We start from the raw sequence: 23,747 nt of genomic DNA on the forward strand, positions 1-23,747 counted from the left end.
CTCAGCAGTGCCCATATTGCCGAAAGCAAATCCTTGAAAAACAGTGGCGCAAACACATTCTGCCAAAGTAGTGCTAGGGCGTGTACTCATAAATCGGGGACGCGGTTTGATGTCCGCTACCGTCGATAACGGCGCGAAATCGGAGAGTTGCAGGACTTCCGCGTTGGGCCAGGAGCTGACGCGCTAGTTCGCTCCCTTCAGGGCTGCGAGTTTGTCAAAAGGATTTGGTCGGAACACTCCAGCGCTGATTGGGCGACTGCTTTGTGCGCTTCGGTGCCGACGACGGTAATCGTTCGTATCCGGCAGGCACACCGGCCGGGTCATAGTTCCAAGGTTTCGGCGGAGGAGTGTGAATCCAGGTCGGCTCCATAATGCCGTGTACAACGTTGGCAATAAGTTCGACGTCGCTGGCGGCGTCGAGCAACATCTGAGTCGAAAAGTGGAGGTTATTATTCTTCTCAATTTCTCTTATGGCTGTGCTGTTGGATGTGGAGAACCAGCCTCTGTTGTTGAGATCAGGATACCCCGCGTTGTGCGCCAACCGGTTTCGAAGAGTCGTTATGACACTAAGGTGATTGAGCACAAACGCCAGATCTTTCTGACGAGGTGCCGGCGCCTTCGTGACGCGCAAAAGTCTTTTTAAAGTGTCGGATATCGCGGAAATTCCAATTGGCCCCATAACAGCGCGAATGGCGAACGCATCTTGAACATCGCGCGCTACAAACCGGGCTGATAGGAAGTTTGCAGCGACCGCGTGAAGAGAATCCTCTGTCCGAGCGAACATGTGGATGAATTTGCCAAGTGCGTAATAGTAGTCATCCCAAATGCGAGGCAGATCGTCTTCCAGCTTATTCATGAAGGTTTTCCGATACGAATGGCAGTGATGCCTTCTGACTTCGCTGAGCTGACGGTTATTTCGGGAGGGGGGTCGGGCGGAGCGGAGAAGGGCTCGAACACCTTCCAATATGCAGCTTGGATCGCATCAAGCACCGCGGCCGTTGCCTCGGAGATATCGCAAGACACGAGCTGTCCCTTCCATATCGAAGAGAAAAGCGATCCTTGAGAGACTCGTCAAGCTGAAGGGTATCTCCTGGTGCAACTTCAATGCTCAATCCCGGCGAGTTGGCTGCGGCGGGGCCGTGCATCACATGCTTCTTCGTGGAGCGCGGTGAGTTGCACCGCTCTCCCGTATGCGCCAGAGCGTGGCGGAGTTTCCGAGCCCATGGAAAGGCTTTGGCATAGCGCCGCTGAGCCGAGCGCATGTGCATCGATCCTATTTCTGAAAGTCGGGCACAAGCCCAGCGTCTCGTAGACGCCCTCAATAACCTGGCCAAAGTGATCGACGCTCATACAGGCATCGCGGGCTGCGACGTGCGCCCAATCGAAGAATGAGAGGGCGCCGCCTTCGTCACCTGTCGATCCGGCGTGACCCTCTCCACTGTGCAATATTGAAACAGCTCAACGCAGTGCGGAACTTTTCCGCCCAATGGGCGAGATCGTTCAGCGCGTTGAATCCGTCGATAACGTGCCGCTCCTTTTCAGGCACTAGGTTTCGATCAACGTGCATGAAAATCAATCCGAGTTACCGCGCGACGTAGTCGCTCAATTCGCTATCGTGGAGCATCTGCGTAGGTCGGCCTACAGAGACAACTACGAGCTGATCCACATTTCCAAAGAAATCACAGGCCGTTAAGGCTGTCCGTCACGGGCGCGGGTCACCCCTCCGGAGGGCCAATAGCGGGATGCCGCCCTCAACTGAGGGCGGCGATAGCGGCTGGGTCGGTTATATCGAGGCGGATGGTAGTCACGTACGTCTGAGGACGTCTCGCACCTGCCTGTAGCGCCGCGGCCTCGGTTCGGTGGGCGATACCACTGAAATAGATGTGGCCTTCGGAGTTGCGGAAAACGTTGGTGAAATAGGTCATTTGTAATCTCCAATTTTTGAAAGAATTCGGAGATTGTACGCCGTTTGGGGGTGCTTTCAAATTTCTGGACCGAAAATCTTTCTGATCCGCGCCCTCAGGCGCCCGTCCACTCCCTTCAAGAAAGAGCAAAAGCAGTGGCAAAGTCCGCTAAGGGTCATAAACGTCGATGCCGACCGAATGGGGGACTTCCGCTTAACCCTCGGAAGCTGACGTTTATGAGTACACGCGCTAGGCGAACTCTTTCACCAGCGCGCTGCCGGCGAGATAGAGTCCCAGCAAAATCATCGCGATCAGGAACCAGCGGCGAAATGCTTCGGCCGGCATCCGCGCCCGCACCGACTGACCGATATACATGCCGGCAAAGGCGCAGGCCATGCCCACCGCGCCAGGCACCACATTGGCCGGCGTCAGTAATCCGCCGGCGGTCAGGTTGAAGGCGAGCGCCAGCGTCGCTGTCGTGAAGAACACGCCGAGCGCCTGCACCAACTCGTCCTTCTCCATGCCGATCGCCTGCATGAACGGCATCGAGGGGATCACCTGCACGCCGGTCGAGGCCGAGATCACGCCGGTGATCACGCCGACCACGCCGCCGACCCATTTCTCGTTCTGCGGCGCGACGCGGAACTGGAATTTGTTCAACCCGATGACCGCGTAGATCACCAGCAAGACGCCGAGCACGATGGTGCCGTAGCGCGCATGCGGGCCGGTCAGCGCGCCGGCATTGAGCCAGCATCCGATCACGGTGCCGATCATCAGCGGCCACAGCCGCCTCAGGATGTCGCGCAGGTGAGGGCCGACGAAGGTCTGCCAGATGTTGGTGACGATGGCGGGCACGATCACGATGGCGATCGCGCGGCTCGGCGCCATGCTCACCGCGAGCAGGCCCATCGATACGGTCGGCAGGCCGAGCCCGACCACGCCCTTGACGAATCCGGCGATCAGGAAGACGGCGGCGATGAGAATGAGGAGCGGGTCGATCATATCTCGCACATTGACCGAAGCCGCGGGCCGGCACAATCTGAAGCTTACGGAGACTGCCTTCGGCCACGACGAAGGCTGAGGAAACCCGCCATGCGCTTCGACCTCGTCGACCTCCAGCTCTTCATCGCGGTTGCCGACCAGCGCAGCATCACCCGCGGCGCCGAGCGGTCGCATCTGGCGCTGGCCTCGGCCAGCGCGCGCATCAAGGGGCTCGAGGACGCGCTCGGCGTCGCGCTGCTCAAGCGCGGGCGCCGCGGCATCGAGCTGACCGCGGCCGGCGAGAGCCTGCTCGACCATGCGCGGCTCGTCATCCACCAGATCGACGCCATGCGCGGCGACCTCGCCGGATTTGCCAGCGGCGTGCGCGCCAGCGTGCACTTGCTCGCCAACACCTCCGGGCTCTCGGAGCATCTGCCGAAGGCGCTGGCCGGCTTCCTGCGCGAGCATCGCGACGTCGCCATCGACATCGAGGAGCGCGAGAGCACCGACATCGCGGCAGCGATCACCGCGGGGGCCGCCGATCTCGGCTTCGCCGCCGAGCACGCGCTGCCCGACCATATCGAGCGCTTCGTCTTCAGCGAGGATCGCCTGACGCTGGTGACGTCCAGGCGGGGTCCGTTCGCCGGCCGCCGCCAGATCGATTTCCAGGAGGCGGGGACTTGCGAGTTCGTCGGGCTGACCAGCGCCACCGCGCTTCAGATGCATATTTCGAAGCATGCGGCCCGGCTCGGCATGCGTCCGCATTTTCGCGCGCGGCTGCGCGATTTCGACGCGATCTGCCAGTTGGTCGCCGCCGAGGTCGGCGTCGCGCTCGTGCCGGAAGCCGCGGCCCGGCGCTGCGCCAAGCTGATGCCGCTCGCCATGGTCCGCCTGCGCGATGCCTTCGCCAACCGCAGGCTCGTGATCTGTGCGCGCAGCTTCAAGGCGCTGCCGAGGCCGGCCAAGATGCTGGTGGAGCATCTGCGTGCGGCGGCGGTGTGAGGGCTTACCCTCCCCCTCCAGGGGAGGGTGAGAGCTACTTCCCCGTCTCCACCCCGGCGTCCTTGATCACCTTCGCCCACTTCCTGGTCTCGTCGGCGATGAATGCGCGAAAATGCTCCGGCTCGTCGCCGACAAGCGTCGCGCCCTGGGCTGCCAGCTTCTCCTTCACCGCGGGATCCGCCATCGCCTTGGTCGCGAGGCCATGCAGCGCGGTGACGATCTCCTTCGGCGTGCCCTTCGGCGCGACCATGCCGTACCAGTTCTCGATGCGCAGATCAGGAAAGCCCGCTTCCGTGGTGGTTGGCACGTCAGGCGCGGTCGGTGCGCGCTGGACCGAGCCGACCGCGATCGGCCGCAGGGCGCCGGCCTTGACCTGCGGCAGCAGCACCGGAAGATCGAGGAACGCCATCTGCACCTGCTGGCCCAAGAGATCGTTCACCGCGGGAGCTGCGCCGCGATAGGGCACATGCACGATGTCGATCCTGGCCGTCAGCTTGAACAGTTCACCGGCCAGATGCGGCAGGCTGCCGGGGCCGGAGGAGGCGAAATTGAGCTTTCCCGGCTGCGCCTTGGCCAGCGCGATCAGCTCGCCGATGTCTTTCGCCTGCACATTGGCGGCGACGACGAGCATTTCCGGCACGGTCGCAACCAGCGTCACCGGCGTGAGGTCGCTCGAGGTGTCGTAGGCGACCCGCTCCATGCTCGGGCTGATGGCGAGCGCGCCGGCTGAGGAGATCGCGATGGTGTACCCGTCGGGCGCGGCCTTCGAGACCGCATCGGTGCCGAGCACGCCGCCCTGGCCGCCGCGATTGTCGATCAGCACCGGCTGTCCCGACAGTTCCGACATGCGGTGCCCGATCACTCGCGCAATGATGTCGTTGGGGCCGCCGGCTGGGAACGGCACGATCAGCTTGATCGGCTTGGCTGGAAAATTCTGCGCGGATGCCGCTGACGGCAGCAGAAGCAGGATTGCGAGGAGGAGCGAGCGGCGGGATTTCATGCAGGCTCCCAATTCGCCTATCCGTTGAGCAGCTTCATTGCTTCTTCGTGAACCCTGGGGTCGCCGGCCGCGATGATGCGGCCGCCGCCCTGCGCGGGCTTGCCTTCCCAGGTGGTGACGACGCCGCCTGCGCCGGTCACGATCGGGATCAGGGCTGCGATATCGTAAGGCTTCAACTCGGTCTCGACCACGAGATCGACGTGGCCGGCCGCCAGCATGCAATAGGAGTAGCAGTCGCCGCCATAGCGCGACAGACGCGCGCCCTTCTCGATGCGGCCGAAGATGGCACGGTCGCGCTCGTTCATCAGCAGCGGGCTGGTCGTATAGGTCGTCGCCTCCGAGAGCGAAGCGCAGCGGCGGACCTGGAGCCGGCGCTCGCCCGAGGGGCCTTTATAGTGGGCCGAGCCGTTGTCGCCGGAAAATCGCTCGCCGATGAAGGGCTGGTGCATCATGCCGTACACCGGCGTGCCCTTGTGCAAGAGTGCGATCAGCGTGCCCCAGATCGGAAATCCGCCGATGAAGGATTTTGTGCCGTCGATGGGATCGAGCACCCAGACATAATCTGAATCCTCGCGCTCATTGCCGAATTCCTCGCCGACGATACCGTGCTGGGGGAAGCTGGCCTTGATCACCCGCCGCATCACCGCCTCCGCCGCACGATCGGCCTCAGTGACGGGGTCGAATTCCCTGGTCTTGCTCTTGTCGTCGATCGACAGCGAGGTGCGGAAGAACGGCAGGATGGTTTCGCCGGAGGCAGTGGCGAGTCGTCCGATGAAGGCGGAGAAGTCGATCACCGTCACGGCGTATCCTCAAAAGCGAAAGTCGGATGAAGTTCGTTCCTGCCTAACCCAAATCGCCGTGCGCGTGCAGCGTTGTCTTGATTTGCACCCTGGTATTTTGAATGCCGGAGCCGGCTGTCAGACCAAGTCACCAAGCTGGCCAAATATCGATCACAGACTTGAAAACTTAGTTCCGAACATGCCTTGTTCGTATGCAAATGACTATCAACCCATTGAATTTCCTTATCAAAGAAACTGAATCCGGGTTTCGCTAGAAGCAACCGAGCCATGTGCATATCGCATGGGAAACCGCTCAAAAGCCCTTGCGCTTTGTGCGTCGCGGTCGCATATTGTTGCGGTGCGGTAGCGCTTTGCGTTATCGCTGCCCTCCTTGGGCGTTTCCTCCCTAGACTTGGGCCGCTTCTTCATCAGAAGCGGCCCTTTTTTCTTTGGCCCATCTGTTTCGCTTCGCGCGCGTGAAAACGCGAAGTGAAGATGCGGCGTTCGATACGCGCGTTGTTTTTCTTCCAGCGCGACGCGGCGCGGCGAGCGCCTATTCCGCCGCGGCCTGGAACGGGCCGAGATCGCCGAACGGGATCGTGGTTGCCAGCACGTCGGCGAGGACGCCGAAATCGCTTGCGACTTGCGCAAAGCGCGGACCACGCTCGCGCCGGCGCTCATCCATGTAGATCGCGCGGTTGAGCTCGAGCTGCACGGCGTGCAGCCCGCTCGCCGGATTGCCGTAATGCTCGGTGATGAAGCCGCCGGCATAGGGCTTGTTGCGGCCGATCGAATAGCCGAGCCCCGTCATGGTCTCCTCGACCCGATCGGGCAGCAGCGGCGTGCAGCTCGTGCCGTAACGGTCGCCGATGACGACGTCGGGCCGGCGCGGCTCGTCGCGGGAGACGCCGACCGAGGGCATCGAGTGGCAGTCGACCAGCACCACGGTGCCGAACATCTGGTGCACCTTGTTGATCAGCCGGCGCAGCGCGCGATGATAGGGCTTGTAGAGCGTCTCGATCCGCGCCAGCGCATCGTCGACCAGGATGCGGTCGCGATAGATCTCCTGGCCGTCGCCGACGACGCGCGGAATCGTGCCGAGGCCGCCCGCGACCCGCATCGAGCGGGTGTTGGCAAAGCTCGGCAGGCGCCCGGTGAACATGCGCGGGTCGAGCTCATAGGGCTCGCGATTGACGTCGACATAGGAGCGGGGAAAGTTGACCCGCACGGTCGGAAAACCGCGCGCGACGAGATGGCCGATCAGCTCGTCCATGAAGGAATCTTCGGACCGCCGCAGCGTCGGCAGGTCGATCCTGGAGGCGCTCAGGAATTCGTCCGGATAGGTCGAGCCGGAATGGGGCGAGTTGAAGATGACAGGCGCGCGCCACTCGGCGGGCTCCACGATCTCGAAGGCTGGCGACATCTCGCCGTCAAACCGGGTCATCTGAGGGGCTTCGTCCCATTGCAGCCGCAGGATCCGGCAAAGCCCGGATCGAATTGATTCGGCCGGTCGAGCGGCTCTTATGTGTCGTCATTGTCCGGAATCGCAACCATTCTGCCAAGCGAAAAGATGTGATCGGTGGTGGAACATGTCTTAACCGTGCGGGCATCGCGCCGGGGACACGCCGGCGCGGCTCGATTGATTCGTGCGGCATTCCGGTTCACAAGGGACCGGCAGCGCGAGCCGGCCGAGGTTAAAGATTTTCACCTCAAATTTACCCTCTGTCGGGCTTAGTGACCTCTGCTGATACTCTCTGGGGATGCGACGTTTCCTGCCATGGCAAAAATCCTGCTCGCCGAAGACGACAACGACATGCGCCGTTTCCTGGTCAAGGCGCTGGAAAACGCCGGTTTTCAGGTTTCGTCCCATGACAACGGCATGGCCGCCTATCAGCGGCTCCGGGAAGAGCCGTTCGAGATGCTGCTGACCGACATCGTGATGCCGGAGATGGACGGCATCGAGCTCGCCCGCCGGGCCTCGGAACTCGACCCCGACATCAAGATCATGTTCATCACCGGCTTCGCCGCAGTCGCCCTGAACTCGGATTCGGACGCGCCCAAGAACGCCAAAGTGCTGTCCAAGCCCGTGCATCTGCGCGAATTGGTCAGCGAAGTGAACAAGATGCTGGCGGCCTAAATCGGCCCCGTTCCGTCCTTGCACCGGCTCCCGTGAGCCGTTATAGGGACCCGACCCGATCTAGACGACATCTAGGGCGCGTAGCTCAGCGGGAGAGCACTACCTTGACATGGTAGGGGTCACAGGTTCGATCCCTGTCGCGCCCACCATCCTTCGCTCGCGATAGCGAGAGAAGGATGCCACGCCAAAGCCCAAAGGGCGAAGGCGGACTGCAGCCGCGAGCTACGGCTCGGCAAGCCACCAATCTCATTGCGAGAAGCGTGTCCGGCGCAGCCCGAAGAGCGTAGACGGACTGGTGCGCCTTGTCATCTCCCCCAGCCGAGGACTCGGCTCGCCGCTATTTCAGTTCTGTGTTTGCGACCGGCAGGATGGAGGCGACGTGCCAACCGTCGGCATCCTGAACGTAGGTCTGGCTGATCAGAAACGTATTTTGTTGTGGCGGCTTGCCTGGAAGACCGCGCGTGAAAACGATCGGGACGAGGATCTGCATGACCTCGTTCGAGATTACGGCGACGTGGAATTTCGACATGTCGGGTTCCAGGTGCCAGGTGCCTTCGTAATACGCCTTGAAGCGGTCGGCGACCGTATCACGACCTCTGGTCTCGATGCCTCTCGCAAACAATAGCGTGCTCGGCGAATTCCAGAGCATGGCTTTCACATCGTCCGCGTTATGCGCATTCTGCGCGGTAATGAACTTTTCGAAGATGGTTCGTGCCTCGGCATCGTTTGCCGCCGCCAGCGCAGGTCCGGCCGACCAGAACGTTGCGGCGAGAAACAGCGCTGCGGCCGCAAGACGAGGGCGTCGTGCAAATAGTCGTGGCTTAACGCTGGCTGGAGACATATCGGACGGGGGCATGTTCACCTCTCTTTTGGATGACGATAATCATACCACCGATCGCCTCGCCGGCGTTTCAGGATCGCGCGAGTAGCGGTCACCGCTGCATCACAGATGCGTAAGGTCAGGTCATGCCGGATGCCGCGGGACGTAGCCGGCAAACTCTCGCCGCCAGCGACAAGTTGAGTTATTGTGGCGCGATGTGAAGTGTCGCCTTAGACGTGAGCCCGCCCATGACAGTTTCCGTCATCCAACAGGCCAAAATCCAGGCACAGGTGCTGGTGCCGCTGGTCAGGGCATTGCAAGCCGAGCTCGGCGAGGCGCGTGCCAACGCGCTGGTGCGCAAGGCGCTCGGCGATCTCTATCGCGGCTTCGGCGAGGAATTCTGGAAGACGAAGAACGAAAGCGATCTCGGCAAGGCGGTGTCGTCGGCGTTCAAAACCTACGCCCGCGACGATGCGCTCGCTTACGACGTGATCGAGCTGACCCGCGATGCCTTCGCGTTCGACGTGAAGCGCTGCGCCTATGCCGAGTTCTACAAGGCACTGGGCGAGCCGGAGCTCGGTTTCCTGCTGGTCTGCACAGCGGACTTCGCGACCGCGGAAGGATTTGGCCCCGATGTCAGGCTCACGCGCACGCAGACTATCATGCAGGGCGCCGATCATTGCGACTTCCGCTACCGGCGCGATGGAGGCGGGTCACCGTGAAGGCATGCAAATGATGCGGGCGAGCTGTCTTGCCGTGGCGGTGCTATTGCTGATCGCATCACGCGCGGACGCGGCGATCGTCGACTGGCAGGCCGAGCTGCAGCGCTGCCGCGAGCTGCGCCAGAATGTTGCGCCGCTGCTTCAGGCCGGCGAGGGGATATCCGCCGTCGGCCGCTCCAACAGGTCCGTGCGTCGCTGTATCTGGATCCAGCGTATCGCGGTGCGCAGGAAAATCCCCGGCGCGGAAGTGTGGTAGCACTCCGTCATTGCGAGCGCCCCGATCTCACACCGTCACCCTGAGGTGCTCGCCTCTTCGGCGAGCCTCGAAGGATGAACGGCCCCGCTGCATCCGGGCCGTTCATCCTTCGAGGCTCCCGGCGCGATGCTTTTCGCATCGCGCCATTCGCACCTCAGGATAACGGAATTGAGAGCTTGCTCCCGCGCAGCAGGCCCTTCAATCCGGTCGGATAGAGGCTCGGTGCGCCATCCCCGTCGAGATCGTCAAGATCGAACCAGCGGGCGACGATCTGCTCGCCGCTATCCTCGTGGAAATCGATGCGATCCTGGGCGCCGAACGTGCCGCCTGGAAACGCGACCTCGGCGATGAACATTACCTCGTGCCCGGTCGCTCCCTCGTGCACGAAAATGTTCTCCATCACCAGCGGCTCGCCGACGACGGTGACATCGATGCCGAGCTCTTCGTTGAATTCCCGTACCAGCGCCGTCCGCCAGCTCTCACCGAACTCGATCTCGCCGCCGAGAGGGCGCACCCCTTGATCCGCCCCGCATCGTCGCGCACCTCGGCCGCGAGCAGCCGCCCGTCCCGCCAGTGCAGGCCGATCGCGACGACGCGGATGTGGGGATGAGGGCGCCATGTGGTCATGAGGGATCGTTATCGTGCGCGCCGTCGCTGCGCAATGCGCGGAGGCGAGGCCTCGTCGGGCAACCTTGATCCGTGACTCGCCCCCTGCCATTGTCCGATCCTTCACCGCGGCGACGAACCTGGCGTTCGGCGAAACTGTATCGCTTCGTGGGATGTGGAAAGAAGGCAGGTGACCGAGATGAGCAGCGTGAACAAGCCCGGCGGCAACTATCTGCCGGTGATCATCCATGGTGGGATTGCGTATGTCAGCGGCCAGCTGCCGCGTCGCGGCGAAAACCTGCTGTACGCGGGCAAGGTTGGCGCAGCCGTCGATCTCGCGGCCGCGCAGGAAGCTGCTGCCCTCTGCGCCGATCTCTGCATTGCCGCCATCAACCACGCAACGGGCGGAGAGGACAGGATCATCCAGGTCCTGCAGCTCGTTGGCTACATTGCGTCAGCGCCTGGATTTACCCAGCAGTCGCAAGTCATGAACGGGGCCTCCGACCGGCTGATCGACCGCCTTGGCGATCGCGGTCGTCACACGCGGACGTCCGTCGGCGTTGCCGAGCTGCCGCGGGGGGCTCCGGTCGAGCTGAGCATGATTGCCGCTGTTCGGTCATAGCAGGCAGCCTTATCCGACGAGATACTTCTTCACCGCCGCCTCGTCCCACGCAATGCCGTTGCCGGGCTCCTCGCCCGGCAGCGCGAAGCCGTCCTTGATCGTCAGCCGCGTCGCCAGCACCGCATCGGCCCAGTCGACATATTCCAGCCAATGCGCGGTCGGCGTGACGCAGAGCAGGTGCGCGCTGACTTCCGAGAACAGGTGCGTCGACATCTCGATTCCGGCGGCATGCGCCAGCGCGGCGGCGCGCAGCCAGCCGGTGACGCCGCCGATGCGCTGCACGTCGGGCATCACGTAGTCGCAGGCTTCCGCCGACAGGGCGGCCTGCATCGCGAACGCGCTGTCGAAATTCTCGCCGATCTGGACCGGGGTGCGCAGCGCGTCGGCAATGCGGGCGCAGCCCTCGTAATCGTCGTGGCGGATCGGCTCCTCGATCCAGCTCAACCCCTCGTCGTCGAGCATCTCGCCGCGGCGGATGGCATCAGTGACCGTAAGCGCCTGATTGTAGTCGCACATCAGCGTGACCTGATCGCCGACGGCTTTGCGCACCGCGCGCACCACGGCGAGGTCCTCGCGCGCATCCGGCCGGCCGACGCGGATTTTTGCGGCCTGAAACCCCTCGGCAAGCAGCTTCTGCGCCTCGTCAACCGCGGCGCCCGCCGGCATGATGCCGAGGCCCTTCGAATTGTAAGCCTTGACCGGCTTCGGTGCGCCGCCGAGCAGGCGCGCGAGCGGCAGGCCTTTGCTGCGCGCCAATGCGTCCCACGTCGCCATGTCGATGCCGGATTGCGCCAGCCGCTGCAGGCCGGCGAGGCCGAGCAGGGTGAAGCGCTGGGCCAGCTTGCGCTCGATCTCGAACGGCAGCAGCTCGTCGCCTGTGAGCAGCTCCGACATTTCTATGACCATCGCGGTCAGCGGCTTCAAGGCCGTAGGCGTGATCGAGAACAGATAGGCATGCCCCACCGCGCCCTGGTCGGTCTCGCAGTCGATCAGCACCAGCGGCGCCTTGGCGACTGCCCCGGTCGAGGTCTTGAGCGGCAAATTCATCGGCACGATCACGGCGCGCGCATTGAATCGCTTGATGCGGATTGTCTCAGTCATTTGCAGGATCTCCCGGCGGGGTGAATGCTGGTTAACGCCGATCTTAAACATTCGTGATGAAACGAAAAGCCGCTTGCCGGGACCACCATAAAATGGGGTTGCGCCGCCCAGCGTTTGTTGGCTGTGTGCCGCCGCAGGGCCTTGCCGCAAATCCCGGGAGTTTGCGTCGATCCCGCGGTGGTGAAATCCGGCGACGCCGCGCTGGTGCGCTCGCTGCTGGAGAACGCGCTGGCTTCGCTGAAGCCGGTGTGAGGTCTCAAAAGCCTCACAGCGTCATGGCCGGGCTTGTCCCGGCCATCCACGACCTTCCTTTGCAGGTCGAAGAACGTGGATGCCCGGGACAAGCCGGGGCATGACGGCGTCTTGTGAATCCAGATGCGATGGCCCTAGCGGACCGGGTAAACTCACCGCGCCGCCCCTTCCGTGAAGGCCGTCTCGATCACATCGCCAAAAGGCTGCCAGGACCGGCCGTCGAACTGGACGAGCCGCATCTGCCTGATCGGCAGGTAGTTGTTCGGCGAGGTGTTCATCCTGATTTTTGGCAAAGCCACCGAGGGCTGATAATCCCTCAGCGAAGCCGCCTGACGCATGATGTTCTCGCGCGAGAGGTCGTCGCCGCACTGCTTCAGCACCTGCGTCAGCGCCTCGGCTGCGGCGTAGCCGTAGAGCGCGGCGCTGCTGTTGGTGCTTTCGTCGTGATGGTATTTGTCCATGAAGGCGAACCAGTCCCTCATGGCGGGATCGTCCTTCCATGCTGGATCGCTCGGATCCTTCAGGAAGGCCGCCGAGATCACGCCAGAAGAATTCTCCAATCCTGCGGGCGCCATCGCGTTGGCGATCGAGGCCGAGGCGTCGTTGACGATGAAGACCGGGCGCCATTTCATCGATGCCGCCAGCTTGATCACCTTCGACGCCGTCGACGGCACGCCGAGGAAGACGAAGATGTCGGCGCCGGCGCGCTTGAGGATCGAGACGTGTCCGTCGAGATGCTCGTCATTGATGTCGAAGGCGATGTCGACGAGGACGAGACGGTTCAGGTCGCCGAGACCTTCCTCCATGCCCCTGAGGAGCGCTCGCCCAAACTGGTCGTTCTGCCAGAGCACCACGATCTTCTTCCTGGGATAATAGGCCTGGATATAGTTGGCGTAGATGCGCCCCTCCGACCGGAATGACGGTTGCCAGCCCATGGTCCAGGGAAACGCCCTGGCCTGGCTCAGTTCCTCGTCGCCGGAGGCGACGAACAGCTGCGGGATTTTCTTCTCGTTCAGATACCAGCGCGCGGCGAGATTGCCGGGCGTGCCGAACGAGCCGAACATCACATGCACGTCGTCCTTCTCGACCAGGTTGCGCGTCAGCTCCAGCGCGGTCGCGGGATCGGAATTGTCGTCGCGCGTGATGAAGCGGATCTTGCGGCCGTTGATGCCGCCGCGCGCATTGACCATGTCGAAATAGGCGGCTTCCGCCTGGCCGATGGCGCCGAATTCCGACAGCGGTCCCGAATACGGCATGACATTGCCAATGCGGATTTCCGTGTCGGGTTGCTCGGCCCGCTCCTGGGACATCGCCCCCAGCGAGGTGACGGCGGCGATCAAAACGAACAGCAGTCTGCCGGTGACGCGCATGCTCGGCACCTTGTCGTTGGCCCCCAACGAAGTCGGCTCAATCCGCGCCCAATCGAGTTGATCTACGTCAAGCGTTTGTCATTCGTGTGGCCTGGCGGCTCGTTTCGAAGCAGCGCACCTGTCATCCTCGAAGGAAAATGGCAGGCGTGCTGACGCGGCGCCGACTGTGGCGCGCGGCTAGGGCAGCCCGCGGACTTTGAACTCCATCTCGACCGGGCGGTCGTGAAATCGGGCGATGCAGCCCGGGTGCGCTCGCTGCTGGAAAGCGCGCTGGCTTCGCCGAAGCCGGCGGGAGGACGTGCGCCGATGAAAAATGAATCGATCTGTGAAAGATCACGTTTGGGAAAGCGGCGCTTAATTTGGGTGATGGTCAAAATTGACCCGGGGGCAGCAGAGCTTTCGGTCTATGATGGCCCATCACCGCCCCCATTGGCATCCATCGGTGACTGAGAGTATCGCGCTCCCGCCGGACCCGGGCGAGCCTCATGACCATTCAGCGACCATCTTGTCCAAAATGCCAGGCAACGACGATGCTGGCGCGCATCACACCCGGCCCCGCCGGTTTTCACATTCGTACCCTCGAATGTCCCGCTTGCGATTTCGTCGATCAGATCGCGGTCGAGCTGGTCGACCCGATGAGATCGGCTAATACCCTGGCTTGGTTTCAGAGCGAATTGCGGGCGCCTACGTAGGACGCGCGCTACCGGGAACGATCAAGCGCCGAAGGCCTGGATGTCTGCATTGGTCGAGAAGAACCGATCGCAGCGAGCGACTTGGCAATGACGGTGACGTGCTGAGTATGGATCGGTGTCCGGCCTTGAATGTTCCGCTCAGCGATATTTTTCAGCGATCATAGTGCTGCGCGTCGACCAACATGTCGAAGGATGATTTCCGCCGAACGGGCACAGGGTCGGTGCTACCGTTCGGCTGATAAGTTGACGAGGTGCAGCCTGGTCGCTTGGGCCGTCGCGGGCGAAGCCGGCGGCATTGCCTTCTCAAAGTCCGCGAGAATGCTGGCGCCGAGCCCCGAGGCGGGGATCGGCCGGCCGAAGAAGAAGCCCTGGACCTGATCACCGTCGGCCGCGTCGAGAAAAGCTGCCTGGTTGGCGGTTTCGACGCCTTCGACCGTCACGCGCATGTGCAACTCCCGTCCGAGCGCGATGATCGCTTTCACCACTGTCCCGACCTGAAAATAGGAGCCGTCAAGGCCCTGCATGAAGCTTCGATCGATCTTGATCTTGTCGAACGGAAAACGCCACAGATAGCTGAAGCTCGAATAGCCAGCCCCGAAATCATCCATCACGATGGCTACGCCCAACTCCTTGAGCGTCAGCAGCTGCGTCATGATCGTTTCGGTATTGCCGAGCAGCAGGCCTTCGGTGATCTCCAATTCGAGCCGGTGCGGCGCGAGTCCCGCCTCCTTCAGTGCGGCGGCGACGATGTCACTGATATTGCCGGCCGCGAACTGCGCGGGTGACAGGTTCACTGCAACAGTCAGGTGCGCCGGCCAGGTCGCAGCCGTGCGGCATGCTTCCCGCAACACCCACGCCCCGATCTTGTCGATAAGCCGCAAGTCCTCGGCGACGGGAATGAAGGTCAATGGCGGAATCAGCGTTCCGTCCGCCGCGGGCATCCGGATCAGCGCTTCGAAGCCGGCAAGGCGGCGCTGGAATATTTCGAAGAGCGGCTGGTAGTGCAGTTCGAAGCGATCATTGAGTACCGCCCCGCGAACCGTTCTCTCGAGCTCGATGCGCGCTTGCAGCTCGGTATCCATTTCGGGCACGAAAAATCGGATGCAGTTACGGCCGGCGGCCTTGGCCGCGTACAGCGCGAGGTCGGCACTCTTGAGCAATCGCTCGGGGGTGGTGTCTTCCTCCATCGCCAGCGCGACGCCAATGCTGGCGGTGGCGAGGATCTCGTGCTGCCTGAATTTCACGGTTGCATTTACGGCGGCGGCAAGATAGCGCGCAAGCGACTCGGCCTGCGCCGTATCGGCGATGCCGCTCTGCACGACGACGAATTCGTCGCCGCCGAGCCGGGCCACTACGTCGTCGATTCTGATCGCAGCGCGCAGACGCTCGGCGATGGACTTGAGCAGAAAGTCGCCGCCGTCATGACCAAGCGTGTCGTTGACCTCCTTGAAGCGGTCGATGTCGATGAAGTGTACGGCAAGGCTGCCGCCCCGCATCGGCAGGCGCGCGATGGCACTCTCCAGCTTTTCGATCAGCTGGGGGCGATTGGCCAGCCCGGTCAACGCGTCATGATGGGCGAGAAACCGGATGCGCCGGTCAGCGTGTTTCACCTTTGTTTCCCGGTACCAGGCAATTGCGGGAATGGAGAAGGCTAGTCCCGACAGCAGGCAAAGGAACACGGCCGCGGTCCGGAACGTATTGTGGAAATTCTTGCGTTGCTCGGTTTCATCCACATAGGCCGCAACGACTGCGGTGAGGCGACCATCGGTCTGGACCGGGACATAGGCGCGGGCGAAGAATGCCGGTCGGTCGGGCGACGTTCCCTCCCTGACGTCGACGATCGGTTGACCGTCAACCACTGATCGCGCCGCATCGGGGCTGTATTCAGACAAGTCGACGAGCGCGATCTTTTCGCGGGTCGAAACGAGCTGTGAGTAGCCATTACGGTTGAATATTTCGTAGTGAAAGACCTCGCCGGAATTTCGCGCCGACAGGAAGAACGCTATGCTCGCCGCGGAAGGCTGCTCGCCGCCGGCGATCTGCTCGAGATCGGTGACGCTGGCCGCCAGGAACCTTGCCCAGCTGCGAGCGGTCGATGTCGCATCTTGACGGAGAAGGTGATCGGTCGTGATCTTCAGGGTGGCCCCGGTGCCCAGCAACAGAATGGCGAGCGCGGCGACGATGGTGACGATGTTTCGCGGGGGCCAGACACCGGCGAGGGATGGCATCCGTGGCTACCGGGTTGATCGCATTTTCGTGAGCTCGGCCCGGACCGTTTTCAGCAGCTCGGCATTGCGCTCACTTTTCGAAGCCCAATCATCGGCGATGGCCGCGAACACGGCATTTGCCGCATCAAGGTCCGACGGCGAGGGTATGATCACCTGGCGCTTGGGGTCGGACTTCAGCTCACCCATGATGCTGTTTTCTACGGCTTCGTAGGTATCCATGAAACGTCCGGCAGACCACGCACCACTGTATTTGAGGATAATCGCCTGTGCAGATTTCGGCAGCCGGTCGAATGTTTTCCGGTTCATCAAAACCATCAGCGGCGCGCCGCTGATTCCGAGAAGGTAATGATAGGTCGCAACGCGTTTGATGCCGTAATCGACCAATGGAGATGGCGGTACGAGGGCGCCATCGATGCTGCCGTTGCCGATGGCTTCTGAGATCTTGGTGACCGGCAGAAATACGGGCTGCGCTCCGAGTTTTTCCAGGGCGGCGGCTTCGCCCGGATTGTTGACGCGAATTCTCTTGTCCTTCAGATCGTTCAGCGACCTGATCGGGATATTGCTGTGGATCGTCTCGGGCTCGGTGACGTAAGCGCCGATCACCGTGTAGTCTTCGTATCCTTGCAGCGCGTTGGCGGCCATGAGCTGGGTGAACACCGCAACGGACTCCCGCATGCTTGCAAACAGGCCGGGCATCTCGATGATTGCGTTATCTGCGAACCGGTTGCGAGTCAGTCCCGTCACGACGTAGGCGATGTCGGCCGTACCATCGAGCACGAGCTGAGGTTGCTGAGCCGGATCCTTGCCAAGCGCGCCGCTGAAATAGGTCTCGATTTCGATCTGGCCTCTTGCCTCGGCGTTGACCGCGTCGACGAATGGCTTGACCGCAGCGAGATAACTCGTCGAGCGGTCGGAACTGGGGAAGGCCAATTTGAGCTTGACCGGTTCGGCGGCGGACGCCGAAATCAACGCTAAAAAGATCACCGCGCATCGTGCAAGCAAATTTAGCATCGGTTTTCCAATCGTGGCGGCGGCGCGTCACACAGTTGTGCGAGACGCCGATTTCCTTGGTCCCCAACGAACCCCACAGATAGAAATGCTTCAGATAACTCTCCTAGATAGCACGCGGCGGTCCGGGCGGCGACCAGATCGCGAATCGTGGTTTGAGGCGTGCTAACGCCGGGGAGACAATTGTCTGAGAAGGCGCGGCCGGAAGGGGGCGGCCCAGCCAAAGGTGGACGTTATCAGCGCGCTGCCGGCAACACGCCGCTACGGCAATCCGCGCGCCTCGAGCTGATGCACCAGCAGCAGCGTCGGTTCGGCGAGGCTGTCGCCGGAGCCGTCGAGGCCGAAGGCGCTCGCGATGCCGTCGCGGCTGCGCAGCAGCGTGCTGCGCGGACAGTGGCCGGCGCCGCACAATGTCTTCTTCAAGGTCTCGCCCTGCGCCGCGACGTTTGCAGGATCGTCCGCGGCCCAGGCCAGGACGATCGGCACGTCGACATTGAGGATGCCGGGGAAGACCGATCGGCTGTTGTACTGGCCGGCGTCGCTGCCGAGATAGGCCTTCTCGCTGTCGCTCGCGTCCTTGCCGGCCCGGTAGATGCCGGACACCAGCACGACGGCGGCGACATCGGCGCGATCGGTCTGGAATTCGGGATGCGCCAGCAGGGTGGCGACGTGGAAGGCGCCGGCGCCATAGCCGACCGCGACGATCTCGCGGGCATCGCCGTTGAACAGATCGATATTGCCGTGCACCCAGGACAGCGCCGCCGCAACGTCGGTCGCACCCGTCGGCCAGGCCGCCGATGGCGCAAGGCGATAGTTGACGCGGACGCCGATCATGCCGTTGCGGGCGGCAAAGCACATCACCTGGTCCTGGATCTCGCGGGACAGCTCAGGCGCGGCGCGGTCGCCGGTGAAGGTGTCGCCGGCCACGAACAGCAGCACGGGCCGCGGCGTATCCGCCTTCGTCTCGCTGCTGGTGGCGACGTCGAGCACATTGGCCTCGCTTTCGCCGTAGCGCAGCCCCCGCGAGAACGAGACCTGCTCGCACAGCCGCGCGGTGCCGCCGGCGGTGGTGTCGTTGTCGGTGAGGCCGACCCGGACGAGGTCGGACGGCGCCGTGAGCCGCGCCGGCAACGGACCCTGTGCGGAGGCTGCCGTGATGCTCAGAACAAGGAATAAAACGAGATAATTCTTCATCTTGGTGCCGGCCCTGCGTGCCTGATATGGGCTCGCGCATTTGGCCTGTCTTTTCAATTCGCCTTATTAGTTAGGTGGTCTGAGGCGATTTCACGGCACCCCGTTTCTTCCCCCATGCGCGTTCAATTCCCCGGCTGGAATGTGCGATCCGCCCCACTGCCGTCCTTGTGCTCGATGGCATTGCGGTTGATCGTGCAGCTCAGCTTGCTCAGGCTCTCGAAGTTCGATCCCGCTGCGCCATGCCGGGGGAATGCCGACCCTGGAACCAGTCTAGTACGCACGGCGAATTGGAAGGCAAGTCGCCAGGCCCTGCGCCTTTGTGCGATGCGGCTGTTTTGCCCCGCGACACCAAGCCGTTACGCCGCACGGCCGAGCGTCGCGCCGGCAAGGCGGTTCTACTGTGCATGGGGTTGTTTTCGCGTTTTTTGTTTTGGACGGCCTGTCAGGTCCGCTTCATCGTCCGGAAGGTGATGGAATAGCGGCGTGCCTCGACCGGCGGGATGCTGTGCTCCCATTGCGAGCGTGCTTCGCCGTCCATCATGTAAAGCGAGCGGGGTCCGGCTTCGAGCGTGTGGCGCTCCCATTTGTCGCCGTTGCGCCGCCGAAAGCGGAATTTGCAGGGCGAGCCCAGCGACAGGCCGAGGATCTTGTCGAAATGCGGCTTGTCGCGGTGCCAGCCGATACCGACGCCGGCCTCGTACTCGGTGCAGAGCACCTGCCGGACGCTGCCGCCGGCGAGGCCCGCCCATGCCTCGACCTGCCGTGCGATGGGCCGGACCCAGTCCGGGATCGGCTCGGCCTCGGCCAGCCGCCGCAGCGCATAGTCGTAGCGATAGCCGAACGACGCCACCCGGCGGTTGCCCTCGAAGGCGCCGAATTGGAAGCGCTGGAGCGGCAATGCTGCGATGCGGCTGATCAGCGCCTGCTCGGCGGCGGCTTCGATAAAGTTGTCCGTATGGCGAAGTCCCGCAGGACCTCCTTCCGGATCGGTGAACAAACCAAGCTGCGTCATTCCTCGCATTTCCGTGATGGAACCTAATGACGGCTGATGCGACTTATCTATGACGCGGGGGTAAACTTGCGAGGCTGTCATGGCACAGAAGCATACCGCCGATCCGGCAGAGATCATGCGGGCGACTGGTCATCCTGAGCTGGAATATGCCGCCGGCTGGACCATCGCCGGTCTGGTCACCATCGGTACCATCGTCGCCGCTTGGGTGTTTGCGATCTAGCCCAAAGGAAACTGGAGCTCGAAGGCCGCGCCCTCGGCGGTCGGCTTGAGCCTGATCGAGCCGCCATGGCTCGCCATCACCGCGCGCGCGATTGCGAGCCCCATCCCCGTGCCGCCCTGGTCGCGGCGGGTGGTGAAGAAGGCGTCGAAAATCCTGTCGCGGTTCGGCGCCGAGATCCGCTCGCCGTCATTGCTCACCGTGAGGAGCAGGGTCGTGCGCTCGTCCACCGCCTCAAGCCTGATTGTCCCGGCCTTGTGCCGCATCGCGTTGTCGGTGAGGTGCGACAGCACGATCAGAGCCTTCTCGCCCGACATGCCGATCGCCCGGTCGAGGCTGCCGCTGGCCTCGATGGAGCTTTCCGGAAACCGGCTTTTGAGGTCGGCAATGACGGGTGCCAGCTCCGTGCGCTCGTTCTGCGGCAGGCTTTCGGCGCGGGCGAGTTCGCGCAGCCGCTGCGCCATTGCTTCCAGTCGCTGCGTGTCCGACAGGATGTTGGCGATGAACGTTCTCTGCTCCGCCGGCGTCAGGCCCTCGGATTTGCCTTGAACCGAATCCTGCAGCAGCTCGGCCGCGCCCTTGATCGAGGTCAGCGGCGATTTCAGCTCGTGGGTGAGGTGGGCCGAAAACGTCGCGATATAGTCGGAGCGCCTTGCCAACTGCTCGGCCATGCCGAGGAAGCTATGCGAGAGCTGGGCGAACTCGCGGGTGCCGTAATGCCGGAGGGGCTGGAAGGCTTCGCGGTCGCCGCGGCCGATCCGCGTGGCGCGATCGATCAGCTCCCGCATCGGCAGCGTGATGGTGCGAGAGAACACGAGGCCGATCGCGATCGTCCCGAGGATCACGGCAAACCCCGCCAGCACGAACTTGGCCCGCTCCTGGTAGAGATGATCGAAGATGTTGCTGGGCGTGCGCGTGGTGTAGATCACCCCCGCGACGCTGTTGTTGACGATGACGGGCATCGCCGAGAACACGTGCACGCCGAGGCCGCGACTGAAGGAATAGATCGGTGGCGGCGGCTTGTCCGGCACCCGGTTGCGCAAGGTGGCGCGGTATTGCCCGTGCAGCGCGTCCGCGACCTCCTCGATATGGGCGAGCGACTGCCCGACCTCCTGTCGGCCGGCGATCACGACGCCTTGCGGATCGAGGATGCGAAAGCCCGCCAGCGTCACCTTCTGCGTTTCGCGGATGATCGGCGTCAGTCTTGCGCCGATCTCGACATAGGCTTGCTGCGCCGGCTGTGGCGCCGCCAGCGCATCCGGCCGCCGCCGCAGCAGATCGTTGGCGGTGAGGTCAAGCGCGGGCCGGATCGGGGTGACCTGGTCGCCCGGATCTGGCAGCACGCCGGGCGGGACCTCGGCGCCGAGGATCAAGCCGCTGTCGAGCCTTGCTGTGACCTCCTGAGCATAGATCGTCGCCAGCACCCGGCTCTGCGCGATCAGCTCGGCCTGGGTCTGGCGGATCAGCTGGTTGTCGTAGAGCCGGAAGAAGAACAGACCGACCAGCGGCAGCACGCCGACGCTCGCCAGCACCGTGAAGATCACGAGGGTGAGCGACGGCCGCCACTTGTCGGGGGCTGCGCTCATGCCTCTTTCTCGCAGCGGCCGAGCTTGAAGCCGACCCCGTGGATGGTCTCGATCACGTTCTCGCAATTGAGCGCCGCAAGTTTAGCGCGGATGTTGCGGATGTGGCTGTCGATGGTGCGGTCGGAGACCTGGATGTTGAGCTGGTAGGCCGCCCGCATCAGCTGCTCGCGGTTGAACACCGAACTCGGCCGGGTCAGGAATGCGCGCAAAATGCCGAACTCGATCGCGGTCAGCTTCAGCGGCGTGCCGGCAAAGGAGGCGACATGCTGTTCGGGGTCGATCAGCAGGCCGCCCTGCGACAGCGCGGTGGGGCCGGCTTTGATCTCGCCATTGCGCGGGCCGAGGCGGCGCAGGATGACATTGACCCGCGCCACCAGCTCGCGCGGGCTGAACGGCTTTGTCACGTAATCGTCGCCGCCGATCTCGAGGCCAAGCACGCGGTCGATCTCCTCGTCGCGCGCCGACAGGAACAGGATCGGCACGTCGGAGCCCTTGCGGACCTCGCGGCAGACGTCGAGGCCGTCGAATTCCGGCATGCCGATATCGAGCACGATCAGATCCGGCCTGTCGGCGGCAAAGCGGGCGAGCGCCTCCTTGCCGTCGCGTGCCTCGATCACGTCCATGCCGGCCTTCTTCAGGGCGACGCGGACGACCTCGCGGATGTGGGCCTCGTCGTCGACAATGAGAATGCGATGCGCCAAGAAATTCTCCGCTCAACCTGCCGGTTGGCTGGCGGGCGAGCCTTTGGCTTGCGCGTCGAGCCGGCGTTGCAGCCGCCAGCTTCGAAAGCCCCAGGCCCGCCAGGCCAGACCCTGCCGCTGGACTTCTACAAGCCGATCGCGCCCCGACACAAGGCAGTTGTCGCCCCAGCGATGAGCGATGACCTTGTCGAGGGCCGGCAGCGCCTGCGGTCCGAGTGTGAGCAGATAGTTCGCGTCGATACTCACGCCTTTCCCCGATATTTCGCTGCTGTGGCTCAGATTGTAGTCGGCTATGAACGCATCGAAGTTCACGAGCGAGCAGCTGTAGAGCACGATCGCTAACGCGATCAGGTTGGCGCTGACGAGCCACCGGTTGGACCGATCGAGCGCGATGCGCGCGACGATCAGGATCAGCCCCAGCGCCACCAGCCCCATCCAGATGAAGGCCGCGATGCGCCAGTAGGTCAGCATGTAGATGTCCACGTAGCGGTCGAGCCGGAGGATGGAGGAGGCGACCAGGAGCACGTTCTGCCCGACCCAGAGATAGACCAGTGGCCGGATCACCTTCGACTTTTCGGCCGGCCCGCCCGGACGCATCGCAACCAGCACGAAGGCGGCGGCGAGCACGGCGGTCGCGATCAGCGGGTAGGCGCCGCGATGGGCGTAGGCCGCATAGGTCATGTTGGCCGGCAGCGTCACGTGGCCCCAGAGATAGATGCCGTCGAGAATCGACTGTGCCGCGAACAGCAGATTAAACAGAATCAGCGAGCGCAGGATCGTCGAGGGTCCCAGAAACTCGGCCGAGACCAAGGGCGGCGCGGGGCCGTCGACAACGGTCGTGGCGAGGACCGTCTTGCGCCGCCAGCGCACCTGGATGAACGGCCAGACCAGCGCCAGCATCATGGTCCAGAACAGCACGCGCGGGACGCTGATATAGTCGAGGATGAGTTTTGGATTGAGCAGGAACACCCACTGCTCGATCACCGGATTGGCCATGGCGAACAGGGCGACAAAGACGGCGCCGAGGGCTGCCGGCAGCAGCCAGAGCGCAACGCCGCGGGTGAAGGCCGACATGTTGAAGACCTGGAATACTTCGAGGAAGAACCTGAAAGGACCGAACAGGAAGAAATTGCGCAGTGCGCGGGCGCGCTCGGCGAGCCCGATCGTTTCCGGATTGGTCGTGAGCAGAAGCGCACTGGCCAGTGCCATGGTGAGGATCACGAAAGACAACGTATTGAGCTCCTCGATCGCCGGCACGAGACCGGCAACGAGAATGGCCGTACCGATCATGGCTCGCCGCAGATTCAGGCCCGCATGATTGAAGATCACCGACGCGCAAGCCATCGCGATCGCAAAGAGCGCCAGCGACAGTCCGATCCGCGCGCCGTAGAACAGCCAGTCGGCGAGTGCGGCCAGCACCAGTGCGAGGCCGACCTTGGCCGCAATGGAGGAGTGCCTGATCGGAGGGATCTCCGCTGCGATCGTCGAAGCCAGGCTCGTCATGTCCAGAAGACCTTTCGTGATGGGTGTCATCGCGAACTCTGAACGGTGCTTGTG

At 63.1% G+C, this 23,747-nt stretch carries 24 protein-coding genes, 1 tRNA gene and 1 pseudogene; 9 read left to right on the forward strand and 17 right to left on the reverse strand.

Features of this window, described 5'->3' with window-relative positions; all coding sequences use genetic code 11:
- Positions 1–214 precede the first annotated feature (214 nt).
- The 3 genes from QSV46_RS12650 to QSV46_RS12660 form a co-directional block, all read right to left on the reverse strand.
- Entirely contained in the window at positions 215–856 is a 642-nt protein-coding gene (locus tag QSV46_RS12650) for a hypothetical protein (RefSeq protein WP_314950974.1), read from the reverse strand.
- A gap of 895 nt (positions 857–1,751) precedes the next feature.
- Entirely contained in the window at positions 1,752–1,925 is a 174-nt protein-coding gene (locus QSV46_RS12655) for a hypothetical protein (RefSeq protein ID WP_314950977.1), read from the reverse strand.
- Between the two features lie 228 nt (positions 1,926–2,153).
- Complete coding sequence (locus tag QSV46_RS12660) at positions 2,154–2,906, reverse strand: sulfite exporter TauE/SafE family protein (RefSeq protein ID WP_314950980.1); 753 nt, start codon at positions 2,904–2,906, stop codon at positions 2,154–2,156.
- 90 nt (positions 2,907–2,996) lie between these two features.
- Between QSV46_RS12660 and QSV46_RS12665 the strand changes: the two genes are divergently transcribed.
- The gene (locus QSV46_RS12665) at positions 2,997–3,887 is read left to right on the forward strand and encodes a LysR substrate-binding domain-containing protein (protein WP_314950983.1); all 891 of its coding nucleotides are present in this window, start codon (positions 2,997–2,999) and stop codon (positions 3,885–3,887) included.
- Between the two features lie 34 nt (positions 3,888–3,921).
- Here the strand turns inward: QSV46_RS12665 and QSV46_RS12670 are convergent, their stop codons facing one another.
- The 3 genes from QSV46_RS12670 to QSV46_RS12680 form a co-directional block, all read right to left on the reverse strand.
- Positions 3,922–4,887 (reverse strand): tripartite tricarboxylate transporter substrate binding protein, encoded by a 966-nt coding sequence (locus QSV46_RS12670; RefSeq protein WP_314950984.1) that lies wholly within the window; start codon positions 4,885–4,887, stop codon positions 3,922–3,924.
- Between the two features lie 17 nt (positions 4,888–4,904).
- Positions 4,905–5,687: a histidinol-phosphatase gene (hisN, locus tag QSV46_RS12675; protein ID WP_314950985.1), complete on the reverse strand. Its 783-nt coding sequence runs from the start codon at positions 5,685–5,687 to the stop codon at positions 4,905–4,907.
- A 532-nt stretch (positions 5,688–6,219) separates the two neighbouring features.
- Complete coding sequence (locus tag QSV46_RS12680; RefSeq protein ID WP_314950987.1) at positions 6,220–7,110, reverse strand: N-formylglutamate amidohydrolase; 891 nt, start codon at positions 7,108–7,110, stop codon at positions 6,220–6,222.
- A gap of 333 nt (positions 7,111–7,443) precedes the next feature.
- Between QSV46_RS12680 and cpdR the strand changes: the two genes are divergently transcribed.
- Both cpdR and QSV46_RS12690 read left to right on the forward strand, forming a co-directional pair.
- Entirely contained in the window at positions 7,444–7,803 is a 360-nt protein-coding gene (cpdR, locus tag QSV46_RS12685; protein ID WP_028179810.1) for a cell cycle two-component system response regulator CpdR, read from the forward strand.
- A gap of 74 nt (positions 7,804–7,877) precedes the next feature.
- Positions 7,878–7,952, forward strand: a tRNA-Val gene (locus tag QSV46_RS12690).
- A gap of 188 nt (positions 7,953–8,140) precedes the next feature.
- On the opposite strand, the gene QSV46_RS12695 is transcribed toward QSV46_RS12690, so the two are convergent.
- The gene (locus QSV46_RS12695) at positions 8,141–8,659 is read right to left on the reverse strand and encodes a DUF4440 domain-containing protein (RefSeq protein ID WP_314951000.1); all 519 of its coding nucleotides are present in this window, start codon (positions 8,657–8,659) and stop codon (positions 8,141–8,143) included.
- 212 nt (positions 8,660–8,871) lie between these two features.
- Here QSV46_RS12695 and QSV46_RS12700 point away from each other — a divergent pair, with 212 nt between their 5' ends.
- Together QSV46_RS12700 and QSV46_RS12705 are read left to right on the forward strand one after the other, a co-directional pair.
- Positions 8,872–9,345: an L-2-amino-thiazoline-4-carboxylic acid hydrolase gene (locus tag QSV46_RS12700; protein ID WP_314951003.1), complete on the forward strand. Its 474-nt coding sequence runs from the start codon at positions 8,872–8,874 to the stop codon at positions 9,343–9,345.
- 10 nt (positions 9,346–9,355) lie between these two features.
- A complete protein-coding gene (locus QSV46_RS12705; RefSeq protein WP_314951005.1) occupies positions 9,356–9,601 on the forward strand; it encodes a hypothetical protein in 246 nt (81 codons plus the stop codon).
- A 154-nt stretch (positions 9,602–9,755) separates the two neighbouring features.
- Here QSV46_RS12705 and QSV46_RS12710 read toward each other — a convergent pair.
- Positions 9,756–10,228, reverse strand: a pseudogene (locus QSV46_RS12710) (NUDIX hydrolase).
- 178 nt (positions 10,229–10,406) lie between these two features.
- On the opposite strand from QSV46_RS12710, the gene QSV46_RS12715 reads away from it, so the two are divergent.
- Positions 10,407–10,829, forward strand: a complete 423-nt coding sequence (locus QSV46_RS12715; protein ID WP_314951008.1) for a RidA family protein — start codon at positions 10,407–10,409, stop codon at positions 10,827–10,829.
- A 9-nt stretch (positions 10,830–10,838) separates the two neighbouring features.
- Here QSV46_RS12715 and QSV46_RS12720 read toward each other — a convergent pair whose 3' ends face one another.
- Positions 10,839–11,930 (reverse strand): enolase C-terminal domain-like protein, encoded by a 1,092-nt coding sequence (locus QSV46_RS12720; RefSeq protein ID WP_314951011.1) that lies wholly within the window; start codon positions 11,928–11,930, stop codon positions 10,839–10,841.
- A gap of 404 nt (positions 11,931–12,334) precedes the next feature.
- Positions 12,335–13,552 carry an ABC transporter substrate-binding protein gene (locus QSV46_RS12725; protein WP_314951014.1) on the reverse strand — a complete coding sequence of 406 codons (1,218 nt, stop codon included), beginning with the start codon at positions 13,550–13,552 and terminating at the stop codon, positions 12,335–12,337.
- 222 nt (positions 13,553–13,774) lie between these two features.
- On the opposite strand from QSV46_RS12725, the gene QSV46_RS12730 reads away from it, so the two are divergent.
- Positions 13,775–14,002 carry a hypothetical protein gene (locus tag QSV46_RS12730; protein ID WP_314951017.1) on the forward strand — a complete coding sequence of 76 codons (228 nt, stop codon included), beginning with the start codon at positions 13,775–13,777 and terminating at the stop codon, positions 14,000–14,002.
- Positions 14,003–14,082: 80 nt separating this feature from the next.
- Positions 14,083–14,244 carry a response regulator gene (locus QSV46_RS12735; RefSeq protein ID WP_314951018.1) on the forward strand — a complete coding sequence of 54 codons (162 nt, stop codon included), beginning with the start codon at positions 14,083–14,085 and terminating at the stop codon, positions 14,242–14,244.
- Between the two features lie 224 nt (positions 14,245–14,468).
- Here QSV46_RS12735 and QSV46_RS12740 read toward each other — a convergent pair whose 3' ends face one another.
- The 4 genes from QSV46_RS12740 to QSV46_RS12755 all read right to left on the reverse strand — a co-directional run bounded on the left by QSV46_RS12740 (position 14,469) and on the right by QSV46_RS12755 (position 19,686).
- Complete coding sequence (locus QSV46_RS12740) at positions 14,469–16,472, reverse strand: putative bifunctional diguanylate cyclase/phosphodiesterase (RefSeq protein ID WP_314951021.1); 2,004 nt, start codon at positions 16,470–16,472, stop codon at positions 14,469–14,471.
- A 6-nt stretch (positions 16,473–16,478) separates the two neighbouring features.
- Positions 16,479–17,483, reverse strand: a complete 1,005-nt coding sequence (gene dctP / locus QSV46_RS12745) for a TRAP transporter substrate-binding protein DctP (protein WP_314951024.1) — start codon at positions 17,481–17,483, stop codon at positions 16,479–16,481.
- A gap of 258 nt (positions 17,484–17,741) precedes the next feature.
- Positions 17,742–18,674: an alpha/beta hydrolase gene (locus tag QSV46_RS12750; protein ID WP_314951027.1), complete on the reverse strand. Its 933-nt coding sequence runs from the start codon at positions 18,672–18,674 to the stop codon at positions 17,742–17,744.
- A 442-nt stretch (positions 18,675–19,116) separates the two neighbouring features.
- The gene (locus QSV46_RS12755) at positions 19,117–19,686 is read right to left on the reverse strand and encodes an alpha-ketoglutarate-dependent dioxygenase AlkB (protein ID WP_314951030.1); all 570 of its coding nucleotides are present in this window, start codon (positions 19,684–19,686) and stop codon (positions 19,117–19,119) included.
- A gap of 79 nt (positions 19,687–19,765) precedes the next feature.
- Here QSV46_RS12755 and QSV46_RS12760 point away from each other — a divergent pair, with 79 nt between their 5' ends.
- A complete protein-coding gene (locus QSV46_RS12760) occupies positions 19,766–19,906 on the forward strand; it encodes a hypothetical protein (RefSeq protein WP_164718835.1) in 141 nt (46 codons plus the stop codon).
- Here QSV46_RS12760 and QSV46_RS12765 read toward each other — a convergent pair.
- From QSV46_RS12765 to QSV46_RS12775, 3 genes are read right to left on the reverse strand one after another with little or no spacing between them, the layout of a single operon-like run.
- Positions 19,903–21,489, reverse strand: coding sequence for an ATP-binding protein (locus tag QSV46_RS12765; protein WP_314951038.1), 1,587 nt, complete (start codon positions 21,487–21,489; stop codon positions 19,903–19,905). The genes QSV46_RS12760 and QSV46_RS12765 overlap by 4 nt on opposite strands.
- Complete coding sequence (locus tag QSV46_RS12770; protein ID WP_314951041.1) at positions 21,486–22,190, reverse strand: response regulator transcription factor; 705 nt, start codon at positions 22,188–22,190, stop codon at positions 21,486–21,488. The genes QSV46_RS12765 and QSV46_RS12770 overlap by 4 nt, the downstream gene beginning before the upstream one ends.
- A gap of 12 nt (positions 22,191–22,202) precedes the next feature.
- A complete protein-coding gene (locus QSV46_RS12775) occupies positions 22,203–23,693 on the reverse strand; it encodes a DUF4173 domain-containing protein (protein ID WP_314951989.1) in 1,491 nt (496 codons plus the stop codon).
- Positions 23,694–23,747 lie beyond the last annotated feature (54 nt).

Origin of the sequence: Bradyrhizobium cosmicum (assembly GCF_032290525.1) — a bacterium.
Lineage (GTDB): Bacteria > Pseudomonadota > Alphaproteobacteria > Rhizobiales > Xanthobacteraceae > Bradyrhizobium > Bradyrhizobium cosmicum_A.